Source organism: Kineosporia mesophila, assembly GCF_021129235.1.
Taxonomy (GTDB): domain Bacteria; phylum Actinomycetota; class Actinomycetes; order Actinomycetales; family Kineosporiaceae; genus Kineosporia; species Kineosporia mesophila.
This window is the reverse complement of the sequence record NZ_JAJOMA010000020.1, coordinates 31093-53266: the sequence shown is the minus strand read 5'-3', so window position 1 is coordinate 53266 and position 22174 is coordinate 31093. Positions and strand designations below refer to the sequence as shown.

Below are 22174 nucleotides of genomic sequence, written 5' to 3'. Positions count from 1 at the left end.
TGCGTGATCATGCGAACCCTCCCGGGGAGGGTTCGCATGATCACGAGGGAGGGGTGGGGGACGATCACGTACCCCTGAGGGGCACACTGTCCCCATGACTGACCAGACGCCGACGTCCACCGATCTGCTCGTCATCGGCGCCGGGCCGGCGGGGTCGGCCGCGGCGGCCTGGGCGGCCCGTGCCGGGCTGAACGTGGTGCTGGCCGACAAGGAGACCTTTCCCCGCGACAAGGCCTGTGGTGACGGCCTGACGCCCCGCGCGATCGCCGAACTGGACCAGCTCGGTCTGAGCGGGTGGCTGGCGTCCTACCCGTCGAACCGGGGCCTGCGGGCCTGCGGTTTCGGGCAGGAGCTGTACCTGCCCTGGCCCGGTGGCTCGCTGCCCGGCCGGGGCTCGGCGGTGCCCCGCACCACGCTCGACCACCGCATCCGCGAGGAGGCCCTGGCCTCCGGCGCGCGCGGGCTGGAGAACGCCCGGGCGATCGACGTGATGCGCGACGGTGACCGGGTGATCGGCGTGGTGTTCGCCGGTGGGAAGGACAAGCCGAACTACACCATCGGCTGCCGGCGCCTGGTCGTGGCCGACGGCTACCGCTCGCAGCTGGGCCGCGTGCTGGGCCGGGAATGGCACCAGAACACCGCGTACGGCGTGGCGGCCCGGGCCTACGTGAAGTCCGACCGCAGCGACGACGAGTGGATCACCTCCCACCTGGAGCTGCGGGGCGCGCAGAACGAGCTGCTGCCCGGCTACGGCTGGGTGTTCCCGCTCGGCAACGGCGAGGTGAACATCGGCGTGGGTGCGCTGGCCACTGAGAGGCGGCCGGCCGACGTGCACCTCAAAGACCTGATCAACATCTACGCGGGCCTGCGCAAGGACGACTGGCAGCTGAGCGGTGAGCCGCGCGGCGTGCGCTCGGCGATGCTGCCCATGGGTGGCGCGGTGAGCGGCGTGGCCGGGCCCAACTGGGCGCTCATCGGTGACGCCGCCGGCTGCGTCAACCCGCTGAACGGCGAGGGCATCGACTACGGCCTGGAAACCGGCCGGCTGGTGGCCGAGCTGTTCGCCGCGGGCGCCGGCACCGGCCGCGGAACCGGGCGCAGCTACGCGGATCTCAACCGCGCCTGGCCCGCCACCCTGCGCGAGCACTACGGCGAGGCGTTCTCGATCGCCCGCCGCCTGGCCACCCTGCTGACCGTGCCCGGCGTGCTGACCTACGGCGGCCCGGTCGGCATGCGCTCGAAGTTCCTGATGACCATCGCCCTGCGGGTGATGGGCAACCTGGTGCTCGATGAGGACAAGGACTACGTGGCCCGCCTGTGGCGCGGCGCCGGGAAGGTCTCCCGGCGCTTCGACGAGCGGGTGCCGTTCGGTGAGCTGAAGCCCTAGAACTACTTGATCAGCGCCGGGAGGCGCTGCTCGGCGTAGTCGGCGACGAGCTTCATGCCCCGGGCGTTGGGGTGCACGCCGTCGTCGGTCAGGCCGCTCTTGAAGCGGCCGTTCCAGGTGCTGAGCAGCGGGGCGACGTCGAACAGAGCGACGTGGTGCTTCTTCGCGTACTTGCGGATCGCCTTGTTCAGCGCCATCGCCTCACCGGGCGTGGCGTTGCGCGGGGCGATCGTGCAGAGCACCACGGTGGCGCCGGAATCCCGGATCTGGGTGACGATCTCACCGATGTTGCGGATGCTCTGGGCGGTGGTGAAGCCGTACAGCATGTCGTTGGTGCCGGCCATCACCGTGACCACGTCGGGGTGCAGGTCGAGCACGTCGGTCTGCAGGCGGCTCAGCATGCCGGCGGTGGTGTCACCGCGGATGCCGGAGTCGCGGCAGGTGTTGACCACGCCGGAGCCGCAGACCCGGCGGAACCACGAGCCGGACCGGTAGGTGATCGAGTCACCCAGGCCCACGGTGAGCCGCAGCGCGCCGTCGGTCTTCTCCGGGGGCGCGACGATGAGGTCGGGCAGGTCCTGGCCGCCGTAGGCGACGGTGCCGCCGCTCTCGGTCGTGGTGGCGCCCTCCGCGGCCTGGACGGCCGCCTGGCGGCGGGCCTTCGCCCGGGCGGCCGCGGCATCCTGCGCCGAGGTGTCCGGGGCCGAGGTGTCCGGCGCCGCGGTGTCCGGCGAGACGCTCGCGCTCGGGGTGACCGAGGCCGGCGCTGCCGAGGCGGTCACGGTCGCGGTGCCGGAGACCGGTGCCGCGTCGTCTGTCGCCGTCACGGACGGCGACGCCGAGGGGGGTGGGGACGCTGCAGCTGCGGTCGTGGACCCGCCACCGGAGAACCCTCCGCTGACCACCACACCGACGACGACGCCGGCAGACAGCATGGCTGCTCCGGTCCCGATCCTACGCACGGTCGACAGAGTAGTGACCAATGCTGTCGATTAGTACACCAAGGGCGGTCGAACAACGTTTGCCCAGTGTGAATCTGCCCGCATTGACAGGGGAACCCGCACGTCGCGACGCCGTGGCAGGGGGCCCGAAAAGTGCGCCTCGGGGGCAGTCTTCGCAGGTCGGGGCCGACAGGACGAGGGCGCGGGCATCTGCGATAGTCGCAGGGTGAGCCGCCGTCCCACCCGCTCGTCCATCCGTTCCCGAAAGACCGGATCCCGCAAGATCCAGCGGAAGGGACGAAGCCCGATTCCCCGTCGCCGGCGCCACCCCGCTCCCCCCGACCGGCCCGCCGTCGTCTCGGCGGGGGCCCTGTGCTGGCGCCCCCGCACCCCCGGCGGCGCCGTGAGCGGCCCGGAGGACATCGAGGTGCTCCTGGTGCGCAGTGCGCGCTGGGGTGACTGGTCGTGGCCGAAGGGCAAGATCGAGCCCGGCGAGAGCCTGCCCGAGTGTGCCGTGCGGGAGGTGACCGAGGAGACCGGCGTGCGTCCGTTGCTCGGTCGTCCTCTGCCCTCGGTCGACTACGTGCTGCCCGACGGGCGGGACAAGACAGTTCACTACTGGAGCGCCACGGCCGGGGTGCAGACCGCCCGCACGGCCGGCGCCGACGAGATCGACGATGTGGTCTGGCTGCCGGCGGCCCGGGCCCGGGCCCGATTGACCCGTCCGGGCGATCTGCCGCCCCTGGAAGCGCTTCTCGAGCACGCCGCGGCCGGGGTGCTGCAGACCCGGGCCCTGGTGGTGCTGCGTCACGCCAAGGCCCGGGCGCGGGCGCACTGGCCGGGGACCGAGGCCGACCGCCCGCTCACCTCGGTGGGCCGTTCCCAGGCCAACGCGCTGCCCGGCCTGCTCGCGGTGTGGGACCCGGACGTGCTGCTGACCTCGCCGTGGGCGCGCTGCATGCTGACGCTGACGCCCTACCTGCGTGAACGCAACGGGGCGGCCGATCCCTACGCCGGGGTGGAGGTGCTGCCGCTGCTGTCGGAGCAGGGCCTGCGCAACGACCCGCACCGGGTGCCCGAACTGCTGCGCTCGATCCTGGCCCCGGACTTCGCCTCCGGGAGCTCACTGGTCTGTACCCACCGGCCGGTGCTGGCGGCGGTCATGGCCACGCTGGCCGAGGCCTGTACGCCGCAGGCATTGACCGGGATGCCTGAGGAGAACCCCTGGCTGGGCACCGGTGAGGCCCTGGTCGCACACGTCGCGACGTCGGGGCGGATCGTGAGCGTCGAGCGCTTCCGGGGCGCGGTCCGGCGTTCCTGAGAGCCACCCCAAAATGAAGGTCCCCCAGCCCTAGCGGGCCGGGGGTGCCCCCAGCGGACGGGCACCCGGGTGCCCGTCCGCGTCCTTCATTCGGTGGTGCCCTACGACATCAGGTCAGCGGCCTTGATGTAGCCGCTGTCGACGAGCAGGGTCTTGTAGTTCGTCTTGTCGACGGCCACCGGGTAGAGCAGGTACGTCGGGACCTTCTTGACCCCGTTGTCGTACGTGGTGGTGTCGTTGACGATCGGGTCGGTGCCGGTCAGCAGCGCGTTGCCCTGCTGCACGGCGACCTTCGCCAGTTCCCGGGTGTCCTTGAAGATCGTCGCGGTCTGCTCACCGTCGATGATCGACTTCACCGAGGGCAGCTCGGAGTCCTGGCCCGAGGTGATCGGCCAGGGCTTGGCGTCCGTGCCGTAACCGTCGGCCTTGAGCGCCTTGATGATGCCGATCGTCATACCGTCGTAGGGCGACAGCACGGCGTCGAGGTCCTCGGAGGCGTAGTTCGCGCGGAGGATCTTCTTCATCCGGGCCTCAGCCAGATCACTGCTGTACAGGTCGATAGCGGTCTGGGCGAAGCGGTTCTGGCCGCTTTTCACCACGAGCTGGCCTCTGGCGATGTACTTGCGCAGCACGCTCATGCTGCCGTTCCAGAACGACTTGGCGTTGGCGTCCCCGGAGTGACCGGCGAACAGCTCGATGGTGAACGGGCCACTGTCGGCCGACTTCAGCCCGAGCTTGTCCACGATCAGGTTGGCCTGCATGACGCCGACCCGGGTGTTGTCGAACGTGGCCTGGTAGTCGATGTTCGGGGTCTTGGTGAGCAGACGGTCGTAGGCGATGATCTTGATGTTCTTGGCCGCCGCCTTGGCGAGCACATCCGTCATCGAGCTACCGTCGATCGCCGTGATCACCAGCAGGTCGACGTCTTCGTCGACCATGGCCTGGACCTGCTTGACCTGCTTGGCCGCGTCGTCGGCGCCGTACTTGACGTCGACCGTGTAGCCCATGGCCTTGAACTGGGTCGCCATCGCGCCGCCGTCACCGGCCCACCGGTCGGAGGTCTCGTTCGGCAGCGAGATACCGATCTTGGCGCCGACATTCGCGTACACGCTGTCGGCCGGCACCGCGTCCGAACCGCAGGCGGTGAGCGCGAGCGCCAGACCGGCGGTCGCCAGACCGGCCAGGACCTTGCGTAACAATCTTCCTCCTCGTTCAGCCACGGGTACGGTTCTTCGCCCGGGCCAGAATGCGGCGCAGCAGGGTCAGCACCACGGCCTTGACCTGCTCGCGATCACGCGCGTCGACAGCGACCACCGGTACGTCGGGGTCGACGTTCACCGCGTGCCGCACCTGATCGAGGGTCAGGGACTCGCGGCCGGCGAAGGTGTTCACCGCCACCACGTAGGGCAGCTGGATGTTCTCGAAGTAGTCCAGCGCGACGAAGCACTCCTCCATCCGGCTGGGGTCGACCAGCACGACGCCGCCCAGGGCGCCCTCGGCCAGGTCGTTCCACATGAAGCCGAAGCGGTCCTGCCCCGGCGTGCCGAACATGTAGAGGATGATGCTCTCGTCGATCGTGATGCGGCCGAAGTCCATGGCCACCGTGGTGGTGGTCTTCTGGCTGCCGACACCCGCGTCGTCCACACCGATCGAGGCCGACGTCATCGGCGCCTCGGTGCTCAGCGGGTCGATCTCGGAGAGCGCGCCGACCGTGGTGGTCTTGCCCACGCCGAAGCCACCGGAGATCAGGATCTTCACCGGGATCGGAGGGCGTTTGCCCCCGTCGGGCTGGCCCCCCGCCACATTTCTGGTCTCAGAGTGCAGAGACACCGTGAATCAACCTCTCGATGAAGGCGACGTCGTCCGCCAGGGACTTCGACGTCGCGGACCGCTGGAGAACACCGGCCGCGACCAGGTCTCCGGCGAGCACCTGGACCACCCCGATCGGCAGGCCGATGTAGGCGGCCACCTCGGCCACCGCGAGCGCCCTGTCGCAGGTGCGCACGATCATCGCCATCTCCGGCGACCAGGCGTTGTTGGGAACCGCGCCCGGGTCGCGGATCAGCAGCGTCTCGATACCGATGCCGGCGGCGCCACCGCCGGTGCGGCCACCGGTGATCAGGTACGGGCGGTTGTGGCCACCCGGGGTCTCGTCCACCGGCTCGGGAGCGAAACCGTGATCGGCCTCGGACCGGATGACGCGGCCGAGGAACGGCCGGCCGAAGCTCTCCTGCTCTTCGTTGAGCCCGTCGTAGTCGCTCACCGCGCCAGGTTCGCCTTGAGCTCGGAGATCAGTTCGGGCGTCAGCAGGGCGCCGACCCGCTCGACCAGCATGGCGGTCTCGTAACCGACCAGGCCGAGGTCACACTGCTGGGAGGTGACGACACCCAGGCAGGCGCGGCCGTTGATCATCGAGCAGAGCAGGTAACCACCGGAGAACTCGATGATGACCTGGGTCAGGCCGCCCTTGTTCAGCAGGTGACTGGCGCTCTGGGCCAGGGTGGTCAGACCGGAGACCGTGGCCCCGAGCTTGTCCGCGTCACCGCGGTCCATCCGCACCGACATGGCCATCAGCAGGCCGTCGGAGGAGACCCCGATGATCTGCTCGACGCCGGCGGTCTCGCGGACGAAGTTGTCGAGCATCCAGCTGACGTTCTGGGCCGCGGGGCTCAGGACTGCCGTCGCGCCGTATCCGTTCGGGCTCATTCGTTGCTCCCCATGGTCTCTTCATCTCCTGCGTTGGGCCGGCCCGTCTCACGGGTGGCCCGGGTGGTTCCGGCCTGCAGGCCCGACAGCTGACGGCCGATACCCGCGGCGTCGCGGGGCAGACCGCGGAAGGCGCCGCCGGAGCCGGTGTCGAGGTCGGAGAGCTGCGCGCCGCGGACCCGGCGGACCGGGGCGGTGGGCGGCGGCGGGTTCTGGGGGGCCTGCTCACCGGTGGGGCCGGCCTCCCGGCGTGCGGCCGCCACCCCTGACTGAAGCGAAGACATCTGCGACCTCACGCGATTCGGATCGACGGTGCTGTTCTGGGACTCTCCCGGAGCCCCGGCGCCGAGTTCCCCGAGCTGCGCGCCCCTCACCCGGCGGACCGGGATCGGGTTCTGCGAGCTGACCGGGGTCTGAGCGGTGGCCGGGGGCCGGTCGTTCTGGGGAGCGGCCTGGTCGTGGCCGCGGCGGGCCGCGGCGACTCCGGACTGCAGCGAAGACATCTGCGACCTCGCGAGTTCAGGATCAACTGCGCGCGGGGCCTGATCGCGCAGGTTCGAGCCGAGATCGCCCAGCTGGGCCCCGCGGACCCGCCGGGACGGGTTCTGCGGGTTCTGCGACGCCGACGAGAGGCCGGAGGGCAGCCCGGCCGGGGCCGGAAGGTTCGGTGAGGAGCCCGAGGTCAGCTGTGGGCGCTGCGGCATGTGTCCTTGGGCCGGGGCGCCGATGGGCGCGGACGAGCCTCCCGGAAAGGGCTGGACCACGCCCCCGCCGGCCGGCTTCGGGGACTGGCGCCCGGCCGGGGCCGCGGTGGGCGTACGCCGGGGCGTGGGCGCCAGGGCGGGGGCCGGGGGTTCGGACGCGTCGGCCTTCTTGCTGGGCGCGGGGCTCAGCATCGGGACGTCGGTGACCTCGTGGAAGTTCGTCGGCAGCTTCGCGTCGCTGATGACCGAACCGGGCACGAGAACCTGCGCGGTGAGGCCGACCTGGTCGGACGGCAGCAGTTGCACGACCATGTCACGACGGGCGGCGATCCGGCCGACCACGTGCAGGCCCAGGACCTTCGCGTCCGGCCGGCGCTGGCCGGCGTGGGCGATGCGGTCGTTCGCCGCGTCCAGCTCTTCCTCGGTCATGCCGAGGCCGGAGTCGATGACGTCGAACTGGTAACCGCTGGGGATGAGCCGTCCGACGACCTGCACCTGACGCTCCCGCGGGGAGAACCGGGTGCCGTTCTCCAGCAGCTCCGCGAGCATGTGCGTGAGGTCGGCCGCGACCGAACCGGCCACCTTGGCGTGGTCCATGTGGTGCACCGTGACCCGGTTGTACTCCTCGATCTCGGAGAGCGAGGCGCGCACGACGTCCTGCATCGCGATCGGGTGGGACCAGGTACGGGTCTGCTTGGCACCGGCGAGGACCAGGAGCGATTCGGCGTTCCGCCGGATACGGGTGGTGAGGTGGTCCAGACGGAACAGGCGGTCCAGGGACGAGGGGTTGCTCTCGTCCCGCTCCAGCTCGGTGACGTAGCCGAGCATACGGGTCATCAGGCTCTGGTTACGGCGCCCCAGGTTGACCAGGGTCTCCGCGTTGGCCTGCTCGTTACGCCTCTGCTCCAGGGCCAGGCCGACGGCGCTGTCCTGCAGGGTGCTCAGTGCACCGGCCAGTTCGGAGAGCTCGTCGCGGGTGTTGACCTGGAACCGCGGGAGGCTCGGCGCGGGGGCCTCGGCCGGCAGGTCGTTGATCTCCGCCACGACCTTGGGCAGGCGGTCGTTGGCGACTGCGAGGGCGGCGTTGGTCAGCGAGCGCACCGGGCGCACGATGCCCCGCACGACGATGACGGCGAAGCCGGTCGCGAGCAGGAGCAGCAGCACGCCACCGAGGTAGATGAGGCGCAGACGGCTCGAGGTGGAGTCGTTCTGCTGCTGGATCAGTTCCTGGGCGGACCGGGTGCGGTAGTCGGCGATGACGTTGACCAGGTCGTTCGGGAACTGCTCGAGGCCCTCCGCCGAGCTGCTGACCTCGTCGACGGCCTGGTAGCGAGAGGCGACGAAGGCGTTCAGCGCGGCGGTGTACTGGATACCGACGGCCTTGTGCGACGACTGGAACTCGTTCAGCGACGTCTTCAGCCGCGGGTCTTCCGGCCCGACGTTCTTCAGCAGCTCCTCGTTGAGCCCGTTGACCGTGTCGACCTGCTGGTCGTACACACCCTTGAGACGCTTGTAGTCGTCGGCGTTCCGGGCCTGCAGCAGGATCTGCTGGAAGGCGGTCACCTGCCGCCCGAAGGCCACCAGCATCGTGCGGGAAGTCTCACGCTGCTGGATGTTGCCACTGATCAGGTCCTTGTACTCCCGGGAGGTCGACGAGAGCTGGGCCGAGAGTACGAGAATCGTGACCAGTACCGCCGCCAGGAGAGCACCGACCAGCAGGCCGAGCTTCTGTGCGATCTTCATCGATGTGGACTCCTGTGGCGCTTGGCGTGCGCGCAGTAGGGCGTTGCTGCGGAGGTGCCGGCTGTCAGTCCGGGCGGGGGACGGGGTGTTTCGGCTGGGAGCAGTGCGGCGGGCAGTGCGTCAGGGGGTGCGTCAGAAGGTGCGTCAGGGGGTGCGGCAGGGAGTCGGCTTCAGCGACGGCCGGTCGGTCCGTCACGGGTCGGTCACTGGTCAGGGGGTGGGCTCGCCCATCCCCTCCCAGAGCAGTGCGGCCAGGTCGGAGACCACCAGGTCTTCCGAGCTCGCGCCCGGCATCGCATCGGTGATCTTGCTGGGGACCAGGTCGATGGGCTCGGTGACCGGGCCCATCGCCTGCGGCACGAGCGAACCGCGGATCACCTGACGGCCCTCGGCCAGCGGCTGGGACACCATCGGCTGCGGGACGGGCTGCGAGACCGGCGGGGCCGCCGGTTCCGGGAGCTGGGCGGGCAGTTGCGTACCGGTGTAGGGCACGTCCAGCTCGACGACCTCGACCTTGACCTCGCCGTGCAGCTGCTGGATGCGCACCCCGAGCGGAGCACCGGGAAGAGTGAGGACGATGTCGAAAGTGGTACGGCGGGCCGCGAGGCCGGCCAGGGAGGCGAGGGACGCACGGAACGAGCCGTCGAAGTCGAACTGCTCGACCGTCATCCCCGCCCGCGAGGCGATGAGTTCAACCTGCTCGCGGATGGCGAGTTCGAGATCTCTGACCCGGTCGAGACGCTGCTGCATCATCTGGCGCCGGCCGATCAAATCACTGGCCACCGGGGTCTTCCCTCACCATCTTCGCTGATCCATCCTTCCGGAACGGCTGTAACAGTTACCTGGAGCAAACGAATCCGCCCCACCGCGGCGAAAGCACACGACTAGAGCAGGGTTCTAGCTGCAGAGGATAATTACCACCGAAAGGGATGCAGCGTACCGCGATTGCACTATTTGTTGTAGCAAGGTAAGGGCCGCCCAAGCCCGTTCGCAAGGGCCCTAATTGGTGCAACTCTTCGTCAGGAACTCTTTACGTTCAGTAGTTTTCGCTAATAAAGCGGACATTTAGGCTTCGTTTGAATGTATTTCAATGGCTTATTGCGGTCGGTCAAACACGACGAGTGACAAGCCGGCGAACAACGGGGTGTTACGACTTGTTCACGATTGTTGATCGGCGCACAACAGGTCGGCCGGGGCATTTCCCGAGGCCCGGCGATGCGAACCCGACACTTGTCACAATGAATGCGCTTCGGGATGCAGCGCCCAGCCTATAGCACTCCCCCACCTTCCCGGTACATCGACAAAACAGAGGACGGCGCCGGCCTCACGGCCCGGCGCCGTCCTTTCGTTACAGCGACAGAAAGGTCAGACGATCACCCGAAGCGGCCCGAGATGTAGTCCTCGGTGGCCTTCTCGGTGGGGTTGCTGAAGATCTTGTCGGTGTCGTTGATCTCGACCAGGCGGCCGGGCTTGCCGGTGGCGGCCAGGTTGAAGAAGGCCGTGCGGTCGCTGACGCGGGCGGCCTGCTGCATGTTGTGGGTGACGATCACGATCGTGTACTCGGTCTTCAGCTCGTTGATCAGGTCCTCGACGGCCATGGTCGAGATCGGGTCGAGCGCCGAGCAGGGCTCGTCCATGAGCAGCACCTGCGGCTGGACGGCGATCGCGCGGGCGATGCACAGGCGCTGCTGCTGACCGCCCGAGAGACCGGCTCCGGGCTTGGCCAGACGGTCCTTGACCTCGTTCCACAAGTTGGCGCCGCGCAGTGACTTCTCGACCCGCTCCGCCAGCACCTTCTTGCGCTTCTCACCGTTCAGGCGCAGACCCGCGGCGACGTTGTCGAAGATCGACATGGTCGGGAACGGGTTCGGGCGCTGGAACACCATGCCGACCGTGCGGCGCACGGCCACCGGGTCGACCTCCTTGGCGTACAGGTCGCGGCCGTTGAGCTGGACGCTGCCCTCGACCCGGCCGCCGGGGATCACCTCGTGCATACGGTTGAGCGTGCGCAGGAACGTGGACTTGCCGCAGCCGGAGGGGCCGATGAAGGCCGTGACCGTGCGGGGGTCGACGGCCATCGAGACGCCCTCGACGGCCTTGAACGAGCTGTAGTAGACGTTCAGGTCTTTGACATCGATGCGCTGGGCCATCAGATGCACTCCCTTGCTGTCCGGGCTTCGGGGAGAGCCCGGGTACGGATGGTGGATACGGGCGATGGCCCTAGCGGCTGACCTTGCTGCGGCGGGCGATGACGCGACCGGCGATGTTGAGCACCATGACCAGCACGATCAGCGTGAGCGCGGCGGCCCAGACCCGGTTCAGGGCGGGGTCGTACGACTCGACGCGGTCCTGGTTGATCATCGTCGGCAGCGCGGCCATGAACCCGCCGAAGAGGTCGGTGTTGATCGACTTCGAGTACGGGCCGAGGATCAGCAGCGGCGCGGTCTCACCCATGATGCGGGCCAGACCCAGCAGCACACCGGTGACGATGCCGCTGAACGAGGTCGGCAGCACGATCTTGAAGATCGTCTTCCACTTCGGCACGCCGAGCGCGTAGGAGGCCTCGCGCAGCTCGTTCGGGACGAGCTTGAGCATCTCCTCGGTGGAGCGCACCACGACCGGGATCATCAGCAGCACCAGGGCCAGGCAGACGGCGAAGCCGACCCGCTCCAGGCCGAAGGTGGTCACCCAGACCGCGTAGATGAACAGCGCGGCCACGATCGAGGGGATACCGGTGAGGATGTCGACCATGAAGCTGACCGTGCGGGCCAGCTTCCCCCGGCCGTACTCGACCAGGTAGATCGCGGTGAACACAGCGATCGGCACCGCGATGATCGCGGTGACGGCCGCCTGCAGCAGGGTGCCGATGATGGCGTGGTAGGCGCCACCACCCGCGACCCGGGCAACGATGCCGCGCTGGGAGTTCGTCCACCAGTGGGGATCGAACAGCAGGTTCGCGCCCCGGTCGACGACCGTGTAGAGGATCCAGACCAGCGGGATGATCGCGATGCCGAAGGCGGTCCAGACCGCGACCGTGGCCAGCTTGTCCTTGATCGCGCGGCCGGCGCTCGGCTTGTCGATCGGGGAAGCCGGAGCGGGGGACAGGGTGTCTTGCGTCAGCGCGCTCACTCGGAGAAGGCCTTCCTGCGCTCGATGATGATCCGGGCCGCTGCGTTGACCAGGAAGGTGAGGATGAACAGCACCAGTCCGGCGGCGATGTAGGCCCCGGCCTTGGTCGAGGAGCCCAGCTCACCCGCGTTGTTCGCGATCTTCGAGGCGAAGGTCTCGCCGCCGGAGAACAGGGAGAAGCGGAACGCCCCGGGGTTGGTGCTGACGATGATCGTGACGGCAATGGTCTCACCGAGCGCGCGGCCCAGGCCGAGCATCGCCGCGGAGATGACACCCGGCGTCCCGAACGGGATGACGGCGGTGCGGATCATCTCCCAGCGGGTGGCGCCCAGGGCCAGCGCGGCTTCCTTGTGGGTCGAGGGCGTCTGGGCGAAGACCTCGCGGGAGATGGCGGTCACGATCGGCAGGATCATGATGGCCAGCACGATCGAGGCCAGGAACACCGTGCCGAGGGAGACCGGCTCCTCGAGCAGTTTCGTCCAGCCGAAGTAATCGGCCAGCCAGTTCTGTACCGGCTCCACGTACTCCCGGAAGACGAAGAAACCCCAGAGGCCGTAGACGATCGAGGGCACGGCGGCCAGCAGGTCGACCAGGTATCCGAAGGGCGCGGCCAGCCGGGCCGGCGCGTACTGGGTGAGGAACAGCGCCACCAGGATCGCGATCGGCACCGCGATGATCATCGCGACCAGGGACGAGACGACGGTGACGTACAGCAGGTCGGGGATGCCGAACCGCAGTTCGCTGTCGTTCACCTCCCAGACCCGGTCGAGGAGGAAGTTGGCCTTGTTGTCGAGCAGCGCCGGGATGGCCTGGCTGAGCAGGAACACCGCGACGGCGACAACCAGGACGATGATGAAGATGCCGGAGCCGGTGGCCAGCCCGCTGAAGATGCGGTCGCCGCGCCTACCGGTGGAAGCTGAGTCGCCGGATGGCTCGGCGTCGAGCTCGGAATGGCCGGTGATGGTGGACATCCGTGGATCCTCGGGGCTAGAGGGCTTTCGGGACTGAGCGGACGGAGACCGGGCCGAACCCATCGGCTCCGGATGCCCACCCGGGTGAACGAACTGCAGCCCCGCGTCCCCGATGCCGTCCCTGACGGGACGGGACCGGGGGCCACGGGGCGTCGGTCATTACTGGTGCTGCAGACCCTAGAGGGTCAGGAGATCGCGTCGATCGCGGTGTTCACCTTGGTCTGGATCTCGGCGGGAAGCGGCGCGTAACCGGCCTCCTGGAGACCCGACTGGGTGTCGGCGCTGGCGAAGTGCTTGAGGAAGGACTTCAGCAGCGTCGTCTTGTCGGCGTCCAGACCCTTCGAGCAGACGATCTCGTACGTCACCAGGACGATCGGGTAGGTACCCGCGGTCTGGGTGGCGTAGTCGAGCTTCAGCTTGAGGTCGTTGCCCTCACCGGCGACCTCGGCGGCGGTCAGGGCCGCACCGGCGCTCTCACCGGTCAGCTCGACGGCGCCCGCACCGTTGTCGATCTTGGCGACACCCAGGTCGTTGGAGGTCGCGTAGCTCCACTCGGCGTAGGTGATGCCACCCTCGACGCTCTTCACGCCCTGGGCCACACCGTCGGACTTGGCGCGACCCTCGCCGACCTTGCCCGGCCACACCTTCGACGGCTCGGCGGTCCAGGCCTTCGGGGCGGAACCGGACAGGTACTTCTGGAAGTTCTCGGTGGTGCCGGACTCGTCCGAGCGGAAGAACACGGAGATCTTGGTCGAGGGGAGCGTGACGCCCTCGTTGATCGCGGCGATCTTCGGGTCGTTCCAGGTCTTGATCTCACCGAGGAAGATCTCGGAGGCAACCTCGGGGGTGAGGGTCAGGCCCTCGACGCCGGGGAGGTTGTAGGCGATGGCGATGGGGCCGGCCACCAGCGGAAGGTTCCACGCCGGGTTGCCGCCACAGCGCTCGGCGGCGGCGTCGGCCTCGACCACGCCGTCCACGGCCTCGGTCTTCAGGGCCGAGTCGGAGCCGGCGAAGTCGACCTGCTTGGCGATGAAGTTCTTGACACCGTCGCCCGAGCCGGTCGGGTTGTAGTTGACCGTGGCGTCCGGGTTGTTGTCACCGAAGGTCGAGATGACCTCTTCGATGGCGTTCTTCTGGGCCGAGGAGCCCTCACCGTTCAGCGTGCCACTGACCGAGGTGCCGGTCTCGTCGGAGCCGCTGCTGCCGGTGCTGTTGTCATCCGAGCCACAGGCGGTCAGCGCGAGGGCGCCTGCCAGCGCCACACTGGTCAGCGCGACGTGCTTGGAGAGCTTCAAAGGGATTCCCTTTCATGGAGCCGGGAACGAAGCCCAGCCAGTTCTGCAGGCGCTGCGATCGGCGCGGCGCCGGGGCACGGTTGGTTGCCCGCCACAGACGGTAGGGAGCCGAGGTGAAGCGATCGGCGGTCGATGGTTAACGGGCACCAAACGAACCCTCGACATCAGGCAAAGAGGTCTGGACCACACGGCGACTTCCAAGTGAACGACACTCGGAAGGGGCAGATTCTGAGCACGCTGCGTCACTCATTCGGTGGCTCTCGACCGGCTGATGCCCGTTTGAACCCCGCCTGCCGATTATTTCGGCTGCGGAGAGTAGGGGTCACGGGCAGATGTCACGCGTGACCGGATCGTAATGATCTTGAAGATCCTCCAACCTGCGGGTCACACCGCGAACGACGATCGGCGCCGGTCCCCTGGGGGGACCGGCGCCGATCACGTCAACGTCTCGGGACGCCGGACCGGGAGCACCTCACGGTGCAACGGCCGCTCTAGGCGGCTTCAAATGGGACCCGGGGCTACCGCAGTCCGACGCCCGGTGAGACCCCGAAGGGCGTCACGAGATCTATTAACTCATGACGGGGCGCCCGGTGTTCCCCCGGCGGGCCGGTTTCGCCCCGCTTGGTCAGCTCAGTTCTCCGTTGCGCCACATCTTCGCCGCCAGCTCCAATTCGGTGCCGGTGCGGGCCAGGTCGCCGGCCGAGCGGGTCAGGCTGTGGTCGTCCGGGTGCTGGTGCAGGTCGGCCTGCACGGCCCAGCCGGTGGCCACCACGTGGCAGAAGGCGGCGGCCCGCTCCAGCGCGTCGGCCAGGTCACCGGTGAAGGCACCGCCGAGGATCGCGTCGGACATGTCCTGCACCTCGGCCGGCCCCGGCGGATCGGCCACACCGGCCACCGCCTCGTGCACCGGCGCCCGGTGACGTCCCGCGTCGAAGGCCCGGGCCAGGCCCACCGGGTCGCGGCGGATGCCGGCCTGGAGCGCGTAGATCCGCCAGAGCGCACCGGGAAGGCTCTCGGCCGGGCGGGCAGCCCACAGCTCGGCGATCTCGTCGAGACCGTAGATGTCGGCCAGCGCGACGATGCGGGCCGTCACGTCCGGGTCCTTACCGCTACGGGCGTGCTCGACCAGAGCCGCGGCCGTGCGGTGAGCTGCCTCGATCCGCTGGGCCGGGTCAGGACCACCCTGGAACGTGTCCATCACCGCCGGGCCGAAGAAGGCCGGGCGCCGGGGACGGTAGCCACCTGAGGTCATTCGGCTCATGTTTCCACCGCTCGCGCTCTCGTGCAGCCCACGACCGACGCAACGAAGTTCACACCATGGGGACCGGCCGAATGCGCACCGTCGCGGAACAACCCTCCCGGCCCAGCGCCCCAGCCCTCTGAACAGCGAAAAGGCCGGTCCCCGCGGGATGCGGGCACCGGCCTCTCCACCACCGATCAGGCGGTCGGAACTCTCTGCGGTACTGATTCCCGGGCGTCCCGTACGTCTCCCGCTGCGGTCTCCTTGAAGGACGAGGTGGCCGGCTTTGAGGACGAGGTACGCGGCGGAGCGGCGGTGTCGCCCGAGGATGCGGTACCGGTCTCGGCAGTGGTGTCCGGCGAGGTGATCGGGTCCGGCCGGGACTTCGAGGACCGGCCGTCCGAGGCGTGCTCCGCGGAGTCGGTCACCGTGGCCTGCTCAGGAACGGTCCGCTGCACCGGGATGGCCGTGGGCGTCGGCATCGTGGCGACATCGGGTGTGGCCCCGGCCTGCTCCGGAGCTGCTCCGGTGCCGGTCGACGGGCTCGTGCCCGCCTTTGCGGTCACGGCATCCTTTGCCGCCGCATTTCCGGCCGTGGCTGCCTTGACCGCAGCCGTGGTCGCCTTCGCCGCCGCCGTTTCGACCCTCGTCGCCACCGACCCGGCCGAGGACACCTTCGCCCCTGGTCCAGCGGCCGTACCCGACCGCTTCACCACTGTCCCGGCCGAGGCCGAGCGCTGGGCGACCGTCCCGACGGAGGCTGACCTCTTCGCGACGGTCCCCGACCGGGATGAGCGCTTCGCGACCGTCCCGGCCGAAGTGGACCGCTGGGCGACCGTCCCGGCCGTGGTCGACCGCCGTGCAACCGTCCCGGCCGAGGCCGGTGTAGCGGTGGACGACTTCACCGACGGACGGCTGGCGCTTGCGTCCTTGGCCGTCGTGCTACGAACGGTGGCCGACTTCTTCGTCGCCGTGGTCCGCTTCTCTGCCGTAGTGGTTCGGGAGTCCGGGGCGGACGAGGCCTTCCGCACGGTGGTGGGCCGAGTGGCGGTACGCCTGGCCGAAGCCTTCGTCTGCGCAGTGGTCCCGCCACCGCGGGTCACCGACGTCCCACCGGAGGACGCTGTCGTCGTGCGGGTAGCGGTTCTCACCGCTCCCTTCGCGGCCGGACGCGTCGTGACTGATTTCCGCGCGGCCGGACGGGTGGCACTCGGCTTCTTCGCGGCGGTCCTGATGACCGGCCGAGGCGATCCGGTCTTCCCGGCCACGGTCTTCGGGACCTGACGCGTGGTGGCCGCCTTCCTCACCGTCGCTTTCGTGGCCGGACGGGTGGCGGACGTCGTCCTCACCGCGGTCTTGGCGGCCGGACGTGTCGCGAGAGCCTTCTTCCCCGTCATCCTCGTGACCGAACGCGACGCGACCGTCTTATCGGCCGCCGCCTTCACCGTCGAACCGCTCGCAGCGCCTTTTGCCGCCGCACGCGGGGCAGGCGTCTTCGCCGCGGCCCGTGGGGCGGCTGTCTTCCCGGCCGCGGTCCTCCGGGTCGCTGTCTTCGTCGCCGCTGTCTTCGTCGCCGGACGAGTCGTAGCGGTCTTCCTCACGGCTGTCTTCTTCGCCGGACGAGTCGCGGCAGTCTTCCTCACGGCAGTCTTCGTCGCGGCCCGCGCAGCAGTCGTCTTTCTCGGCGCAGTCTTCGCCGCTGAACCCGTGGTGCTCCGCGCCGCTGTCTTGGCAACCGGACTCTTACTCGACGCCTTCTTCGCCGTGACCGTCTTCCTCGCCGCAGTTTTGGTGGCCGGACGGGCACTTACCGACTTCCGCGCAGCACTCGTGGCGACCGGACGGGCACTCACCGTCTTACGCGCAGCAGCCGTGGTGGCTGGACGGGCACTCGCAGACTTCCGCGTCGCAGTCTTCGTCGCCGGACGAGCACTCGCCGACTTCCGCGTCACGGTCTTCGTCGCCGGAGAAGCACTCGCCGTCTTACCCGCGGGGGTCGTGGCGGCCGGACGGGTGCTCGCAGACTTCCGCGGGGTGGGCTTCGCGGCTGTCGTCTTCGCCGCCGAACGCGACGCGACGGTCTTCTTCGCCGCTGTCTTGGAGACAGCCTTCTTGACCGCCGCCTTCTTGAGCGCCGGACGGGTGCTTGCCGTCTTACGCGTGGCCGGCTTCGTGGCCGTTGCTGCCTTCTTCGCCGTAGCCGCCCTGCCTGCAGAAGCCTTGACGGCCGAACTCGTGGTGGCAGTCGCCTTCTTCGCAGCGACCTTCGTCGCCGGCGCCTTACGCGCAGCGCTCTTGGCCACTGTGGTCTTCGTCGCGGCGCGCTTAGTCCCCGTGCCCCTGGCCGCCGCGCTCTTCGTCGCCACGCCCTTGGTTGCCACGCTCTTCGTCGCCACGCCCCTGGTTGCCGCGCCCCTGGTTGCCGCGCCCCTGGTTGCCGCGCCCCTGGTTGCCGTGCCCTTCGTCGCCACGCTCTTGCTCGCCACGCTCTTGCTCGCCGCGCCCTTCGCGGCCGGGCGGGTCGTCGTCGCCTTCTTCGCAGCCGTGGCGGTGGCGCCAGCAGGAGCCGTGCGTGCTGTGGTGGCGGTTGTCTTGCGGGTCGTGGTCCTGGGGCCGACGGCCTTGCGGGTGGACGTCGCACCGGACGCGGTCGTCGCACGCGCCGCGGTCGTCGCACGCGTCGTGGTCGTCTGGCGGGCGGCCTTCTTCGCGGCGGCCGGCTTGGTCGCCGGGCGCGTGGTGGTCTTCTTCGCCGCCGCGCGGGCGGTGCTGCGCGGGGCGGCGGCCGACTTTGCCGCGGCCACAGCTCGCTTCGGGGTGGAGGTGCGCTTCGGCACCGGCCGGGCAACCCGGTCGCCGGCCGGCTTCGTCGCCGCGGTGGTGTTGTTCGAGGGCACTGTGCCTCCTGGGTGGTATCCGGGCGTTCGTCCGGATTCTGCGTGGCTTGAGCGACATGACGTCGCGCCACTACATCGGCGGCTTGACAAGCCGCTTTAACCCGTTCGGCAGATGTTTCAGCTGGTGATGTCCTTGCGGTCGAAGTGCCACCAGGACCAGGCGAGCAGCACGGCACTGTACCCGATCGACCAAAGTGCGCCCCGCACCATGGAATTCCAGATCAGTTCGGAACTGAGGACGTCGGTCCAGGCGAGGGAGTAGTGGGTGGGCAGGAAGCGCCGCCAGTCACCGAGAGCCGTGATGGAGTCAAGGATGTTGGACAGGATCACCAGCATCACGGCGCCACCGACAGCACCCAGCGGAGCGTCGGTGTAGACCCCGACGAGGAATGCGAGCGCGGCCACGAACAGCAGCGACACCGCGATGTAGCCGACCGCGATCGCCAGCCGCACAGCCAGTTCCGAGCCCTCGATGGTTCCGCCGAGCGGAGTCTTCAGAGGCGCCCAACCATAGAAGACACCCCCGACGAGGTAGGTCACGGCGGGCAGCAGCACCAGGGCGAGGAGGCAGTACCCCAGCGCCACCGTGAGTTTCCGGCGCAGCAGCCGGGAGCGGGGTACGGGTACGGCCAGCAGGTAACGCAGGCTCGACCAGCTCGCCTCGCTGGCCACGGTGTCACCGGCGAACAGGGCCACGATCACGACGAGCAGGAAGCCCGAGCTGACGAACAGCGTGAAGACCGTGAAGTTCGCAGCGCCGCTGGTGGCCAGGTCGACGAGGGCCGTCTGCGGGTTGCCGTTGCCGGGCTCACCGAAACTGAAGGCGGCGACCAGGATGAACGGCAGCACCACGAGGAATCCGAGCGAGATCTGGGTGCGCCGCCGGGTGAGCTGACGCCGGGCCTCGACGCGCAGGCCGAGGGTGCGCCGGGCGCTGTACCCGGGTGCGGAGCCGTCGGGGGAAACCGTTTCCGAGGGCGGGGGCAGGTGCTCCAGCCCTTCCGAATGACCGGTCGCGGGCATCAGGCCTCCTCCCCCACCAGAGCCAGGAACGTCTCTTCCAGACCGCGCGACGGCGCGACCCTGGAGACCGCGACCCCGGCTTGTACCAGTTCCCGCACCAGGTCGGCCCGGGCCTGAAGGTCGGCTCGCACGACGAGAACTCCGTCGACGACCCGGACCTCGTCCACTCCCGCAACCGTCTTCGCGACCTCGGCACCCTTCGACACCGGCTCCACCTCGACCGCGACCGACGCGCCGTCGCCGACCAGCTCGTCCACTCGTCCGTGAGCCACCAGCCGCCCGGCGGCCATGACGACCACGTGACTGCACGACTGCTCGACCTCGGCGAGCAGATGGCTGGACACCACCACGGTGCGCCCGGTGGCCGCGTAACGCCCGAGCACCTCCCGCATCTCGCGGATCTGCGGCGGGTCGAGCCCGTTCGTGGGCTCGTCGAGCACCAGCAGGTCGGGCAGGCCGAGCATGGCCTGGGCGATGGCCAGCCGCTGTCGCATGCCCTGGCTGTAGGTGCGCACCTTGCGGTCCACGTCGTCGCCCAGACCGGCGATCTCCAGCGCCACCTCGAGGTACGGATCGGCCGTGCGCCCCGTGGAACGCCAGTACAGGGAAAGGTTGTCGCGGCCCGACAGGTGCGGCAGGAAGCCCGGGCCCTCGATGAACGAACCCAGCCGCGACAGCACCGGGGCCCCGGGCCGTACCTCGTGGCCGAAGATCCGGATGCGTCCCTCCGAGGGCAGGATCAGACCCATCAGCATGCGCAGCGTGGTCGTCTTCCCGGCGCCGTTCGGGCCGAGAAGCCCCAGCACCTGGCCCCGTTCGACCCGGAAACTCAGGTCGCGGACCGCGCGGAAACCGTCGCCGTAGGCCTTGCCCAGACCTTCGATCGCGATGGGTGTGCCGGTCAGCGTCTCGTCGGGTCTCCCGCCGAGTTTGCGTCGATGGAGGACGAGGAACAGCAGCATGAGCAGGGCCACTCCACCGGCCACCCCGATCACGCCGCCCCAGGGCACCGCCGAACCGGCATCGGTCACCGTGAACCGGGCCTGCGGGATCGTCAGCATCCCGTCGCCGGCCAGGGACACCTGGTAGAGGCGAGCCTCCTGGGGCATCGCGTAGGCCTGGTCGGTGGTACTCAGCACCACCCGCAGCCGGTGCCCGGCCGGGATGTCCCGCACCACTGCGGGCAGATCGATCGTCACGTCCTGGGTCGAGCCGGCACCGAGCCCGGTCACCCGGATCGGCGCGACGAGCTGCGAGGGAAGGGTGGTGCCGCCGTCCTCGTCCACGTCGACGACCGAGGCGAACAGCGTGGCCTCCTTCGCGGACGAGGCGATGCCGACCGTCACCCGGGGCGAGCCGGTGACGGTGAGGGCCTGGGCCAGCGGTTCGGTCTGGAAGGTCGCCGACTCACCGGGCAGGGCGTTCAGGTTCAGGGAGGAACCGGCCGACCCGAGCGCGCTCAGCAACGCCCCCGCTCCCGGCAGCGAGGTGATGGCCGCGGGCGTCGCGCCCGGCGGGGCCAGGACGAACTGGCCGGCTCCACTCAGTTTCATCCGGGTGAGCGGGGCACTGCTCTCCCGCACCCGACCCGACGCGTCCCGGGACGGCACCCCCGGTGCCAGCATCGACGTCCTCAATTGGGAGGTGGGTGCAGTGGTGTCGGAGGCGAGCGCCCCGGAGGCCACCTCGACCTGAAAACCGGGGGTGCCGGCGAGCGAACCCCCCGAGAGCGCGGAGTCGAGGAAATCGGCCACCACGGGGCGCAGCGGTTCGGTGTCGAAGCCCGCGTCGTGCCCGCCGGTGTCCCAGTACAGCTTCACGTCACCACCTGCCGCGGCAATGGCCTGGGCATTCGCGTCAGCCTCGGAGAGCGGGAACAGGGAGTCCTGCTGCCCCTGGACCAGCAGCGACGGAATGGTGATCTTCGAGGCGACCCGCGCCGGACTGGACTTCCCGAGCAGGTCGAGCAGATCGTCCGTGGACTCACCGGTGGTCGCGGTCTGCACGTAGCCCTGGCAGAGGTCCTTGGCCAGGCGCCCGCACAGCGCCTGCTGGGTGTCGCCCTCGGCGAGGTTCTTCAGCTGGTCGGCCGACGGCGTGGTGCCCAGGGAACCCCCGGAACCGATCAGCGTGGAGCCGAGCAGCGAGGCCGTCCACTGCTTCTTGAAGACGCCGGTCCCGCCGGTTTTCGTGGACTGCGGGAACAGGGCCTGACGCAGGTCGTTCCAGGTGATCATCGGGACGATCGCGTCGACCCGGTCGTCGGTGCCCGCGAGCATCAGGGCCAGCGCACCGCCGTAGGAGGCACCGACCACGCCGACCACCGGGTCACCGCTGGAGTCGGTCTGCACCTGCGGACGCGCGGCGAGCTGGTCGAGCATCCGCTGCCCGTCCTTCACCTCGTAGTCCGGGCTGTCGAGGTGGATCAGCCCGCCGGAGGAACCCATGCCCCGGGCGCTGTAGGTGAGCACCACGTAGCCGCGTTCGGCGAGGTCCTGGGCATCACCCGCGACACTGGCCTTGCTCCCGCCGAAACCGTGGGCCAGCAGCACCGCGGGGGCCGGGGTGTGCTCGGGCAGGTAGAGCGTGGCATCCAGGTCGACCGGGTCTCCGTCGGCCTCGGGGGTGCCGCTGACCTTGAGGTTCTGCTGCGTGAAGGTCGCCGCGGAGGACCCGGCGCGGGCCCCGGCGAACCAGGCGGCGAGCACCACCACCAGGAGCAGCGGCAGCAGGATCCGGCGGGAGCGTAATCGGGCGGCCAACCGGGACTCCTGCTCCTACGGGTATGGATGCAGGGCCAAACTACGGCACGGGCCG

The 22174-nt window shown here is 69.4% G+C and carries 19 protein-coding genes; 4 read left to right on the top strand and 15 right to left on the bottom strand.

Annotated features, from left to right (window positions below):
- Positions 1–94 precede the first annotated feature (94 nt).
- On the top strand, positions 95–1387 hold the full coding sequence (locus LR393_RS25145; protein ID WP_231487177.1) for a geranylgeranyl reductase family protein: 1293 nt from the start codon (positions 95–97) through the stop codon (positions 1385–1387).
- Positions 1388–1389: 2 nt separating this feature from the next.
- On the opposite strand, the gene LR393_RS25140 is transcribed toward LR393_RS25145, so the two are convergent.
- Entirely contained in the window at positions 1390–2349 is a 960-nt protein-coding gene (locus LR393_RS25140) for an SGNH/GDSL hydrolase family protein (protein WP_231487176.1), read from the bottom strand.
- A gap of 205 nt (positions 2350–2554) precedes the next feature.
- Here LR393_RS25140 and LR393_RS25135 point away from each other — a divergent pair, with 205 nt between their 5' ends.
- Complete coding sequence (locus LR393_RS25135; RefSeq protein ID WP_231487175.1) at positions 2555–3649, top strand: NUDIX hydrolase; 1095 nt, start codon at positions 2555–2557, stop codon at positions 3647–3649.
- A gap of 101 nt (positions 3650–3750) precedes the next feature.
- Here LR393_RS25135 and LR393_RS25130 read toward each other — a convergent pair whose 3' ends face one another.
- The 12 genes from LR393_RS25130 to LR393_RS25075 form a co-directional block, all read right to left on the bottom strand.
- The gene (locus tag LR393_RS25130) at positions 3751–4848 is read right to left on the bottom strand and encodes a substrate-binding domain-containing protein (protein WP_231487174.1); all 1098 of its coding nucleotides are present in this window, start codon (positions 4846–4848) and stop codon (positions 3751–3753) included.
- 13 nt (positions 4849–4861) lie between these two features.
- Complete coding sequence (locus tag LR393_RS25125) at positions 4862–5479, bottom strand: GTP-binding protein (RefSeq protein ID WP_285594044.1); 618 nt, start codon at positions 5477–5479, stop codon at positions 4862–4864.
- Positions 5463–5912, bottom strand: coding sequence for a DUF742 domain-containing protein (locus LR393_RS25120; RefSeq protein ID WP_231487172.1), 450 nt, complete (start codon positions 5910–5912; stop codon positions 5463–5465). Before LR393_RS25120 ends, LR393_RS25125 begins: the two co-directional genes overlap by 17 nt.
- On the bottom strand, positions 5909–6355 hold the full coding sequence (locus LR393_RS25115) for a roadblock/LC7 domain-containing protein (RefSeq protein WP_231487171.1): 447 nt from the start codon (positions 6353–6355) through the stop codon (positions 5909–5911). The genes LR393_RS25120 and LR393_RS25115 overlap by 4 nt, the downstream gene beginning before the upstream one ends.
- Positions 6352–8802: an ATP-binding protein gene (locus tag LR393_RS25110; protein ID WP_231487170.1), complete on the bottom strand. Its 2451-nt coding sequence runs from the start codon at positions 8800–8802 to the stop codon at positions 6352–6354. The genes LR393_RS25115 and LR393_RS25110 overlap by 4 nt, the downstream gene beginning before the upstream one ends.
- A 210-nt stretch (positions 8803–9012) precedes the next feature.
- Positions 9013–9585: a hypothetical protein gene (locus LR393_RS25105; RefSeq protein ID WP_231487169.1), complete on the bottom strand. Its 573-nt coding sequence runs from the start codon at positions 9583–9585 to the stop codon at positions 9013–9015.
- A gap of 590 nt (positions 9586–10175) precedes the next feature.
- On the bottom strand, positions 10176–10952 hold the full coding sequence (gene pstB / locus LR393_RS25100) for a phosphate ABC transporter ATP-binding protein PstB (protein ID WP_231487168.1): 777 nt from the start codon (positions 10950–10952) through the stop codon (positions 10176–10178).
- Positions 10953–11022: 70 nt separating this feature from the next.
- A complete protein-coding gene (pstA, locus tag LR393_RS25095; protein ID WP_269327861.1) occupies positions 11023–11922 on the bottom strand; it encodes a phosphate ABC transporter permease PstA in 900 nt (299 codons plus the stop codon).
- 5 nt (positions 11923–11927) lie between these two features.
- On the bottom strand, positions 11928–12902 hold the full coding sequence (gene pstC / locus LR393_RS25090; protein ID WP_231487166.1) for a phosphate ABC transporter permease subunit PstC: 975 nt from the start codon (positions 12900–12902) through the stop codon (positions 11928–11930).
- A 185-nt stretch (positions 12903–13087) separates the two neighbouring features.
- Complete coding sequence (gene pstS, locus LR393_RS25085) at positions 13088–14197, bottom strand: phosphate ABC transporter substrate-binding protein PstS (protein ID WP_231487165.1); 1110 nt, start codon at positions 14195–14197, stop codon at positions 13088–13090.
- 625 nt (positions 14198–14822) lie between these two features.
- Positions 14823–15449, bottom strand: a complete 627-nt coding sequence (locus tag LR393_RS25080) for a hypothetical protein (protein ID WP_231487164.1) — start codon at positions 15447–15449, stop codon at positions 14823–14825.
- A gap of 185 nt (positions 15450–15634) precedes the next feature.
- The gene (locus LR393_RS25075; protein ID WP_231487163.1) at positions 15635–16003 is read right to left on the bottom strand and encodes a hypothetical protein; all 369 of its coding nucleotides are present in this window, start codon (positions 16001–16003) and stop codon (positions 15635–15637) included.
- A 28-nt stretch (positions 16004–16031) separates the two neighbouring features.
- Here LR393_RS25075 and LR393_RS25070 point away from each other — a divergent pair, with 28 nt between their 5' ends.
- Both LR393_RS25070 and LR393_RS25065 read left to right on the top strand, forming a co-directional pair.
- Positions 16032–16721 (top strand): hypothetical protein, encoded by a 690-nt coding sequence (locus LR393_RS25070; RefSeq protein ID WP_231487162.1) that lies wholly within the window; start codon positions 16032–16034, stop codon positions 16719–16721.
- Positions 16722–16724: 3 nt separating this feature from the next.
- Positions 16725–18434: a hypothetical protein gene (locus tag LR393_RS25065; protein ID WP_231487161.1), complete on the top strand. Its 1710-nt coding sequence runs from the start codon at positions 16725–16727 to the stop codon at positions 18432–18434.
- 17 nt (positions 18435–18451) lie between these two features.
- Here the strand turns inward: LR393_RS25065 and LR393_RS25060 are convergent, their stop codons facing one another.
- Positions 18452–19357: an ABC transporter permease gene (locus LR393_RS25060; RefSeq protein ID WP_231487160.1), complete on the bottom strand. Its 906-nt coding sequence runs from the start codon at positions 19355–19357 to the stop codon at positions 18452–18454.
- Complete coding sequence (locus tag LR393_RS25055; protein WP_231487159.1) at positions 19357–22119, bottom strand: alpha/beta fold hydrolase; 2763 nt, start codon at positions 22117–22119, stop codon at positions 19357–19359. The genes LR393_RS25060 and LR393_RS25055 overlap by 1 nt, the downstream gene beginning before the upstream one ends.
- Between the last annotated feature and the right edge of the window lie 55 nt (positions 22120–22174).

What these genes read in the sequence shown, in the direction of transcription:
- LR393_RS25145 (WP_231487177.1), top strand. Translation starts at nt 95, where the DNA reads ATGACTGACCAGACGCCGACGTCCACCGATCTGCTCGTCATCGGCGCC.
- LR393_RS25110 (WP_231487170.1), bottom strand. Translation starts at nt 8,802, where the DNA reads ATGAAGATCGCACAGAAGCTCGGCCTGCTGGTCGGTGCTCTCCTGGCG.
- pstB (WP_231487168.1), bottom strand. Translation starts at nt 10,952, where the DNA reads ATGGCCCAGCGCATCGATGTCAAAGACCTGAACGTCTACTACAGCTCG.
- LR393_RS25080 (WP_231487164.1), bottom strand. Translation starts at nt 15,449, where the DNA reads ATGACCTCAGGTGGCTACCGTCCCCGGCGCCCGGCCTTCTTCGGCCCG.
- pstC (WP_231487166.1), bottom strand. Translation starts at nt 12,902, where the DNA reads ATGTCCACCATCACCGGCCATTCCGAGCTCGACGCCGAGCCATCCGGC.
- LR393_RS25060 (WP_231487160.1), bottom strand. Translation starts at nt 19,357, where the DNA reads ATGCCCGCGACCGGTCATTCGGAAGGGCTGGAGCACCTGCCCCCGCCC.
- LR393_RS25115 (WP_231487171.1), bottom strand. Translation starts at nt 6,355, where the DNA reads ATGAGCCCGAACGGATACGGCGCGACGGCAGTCCTGAGCCCCGCGGCC.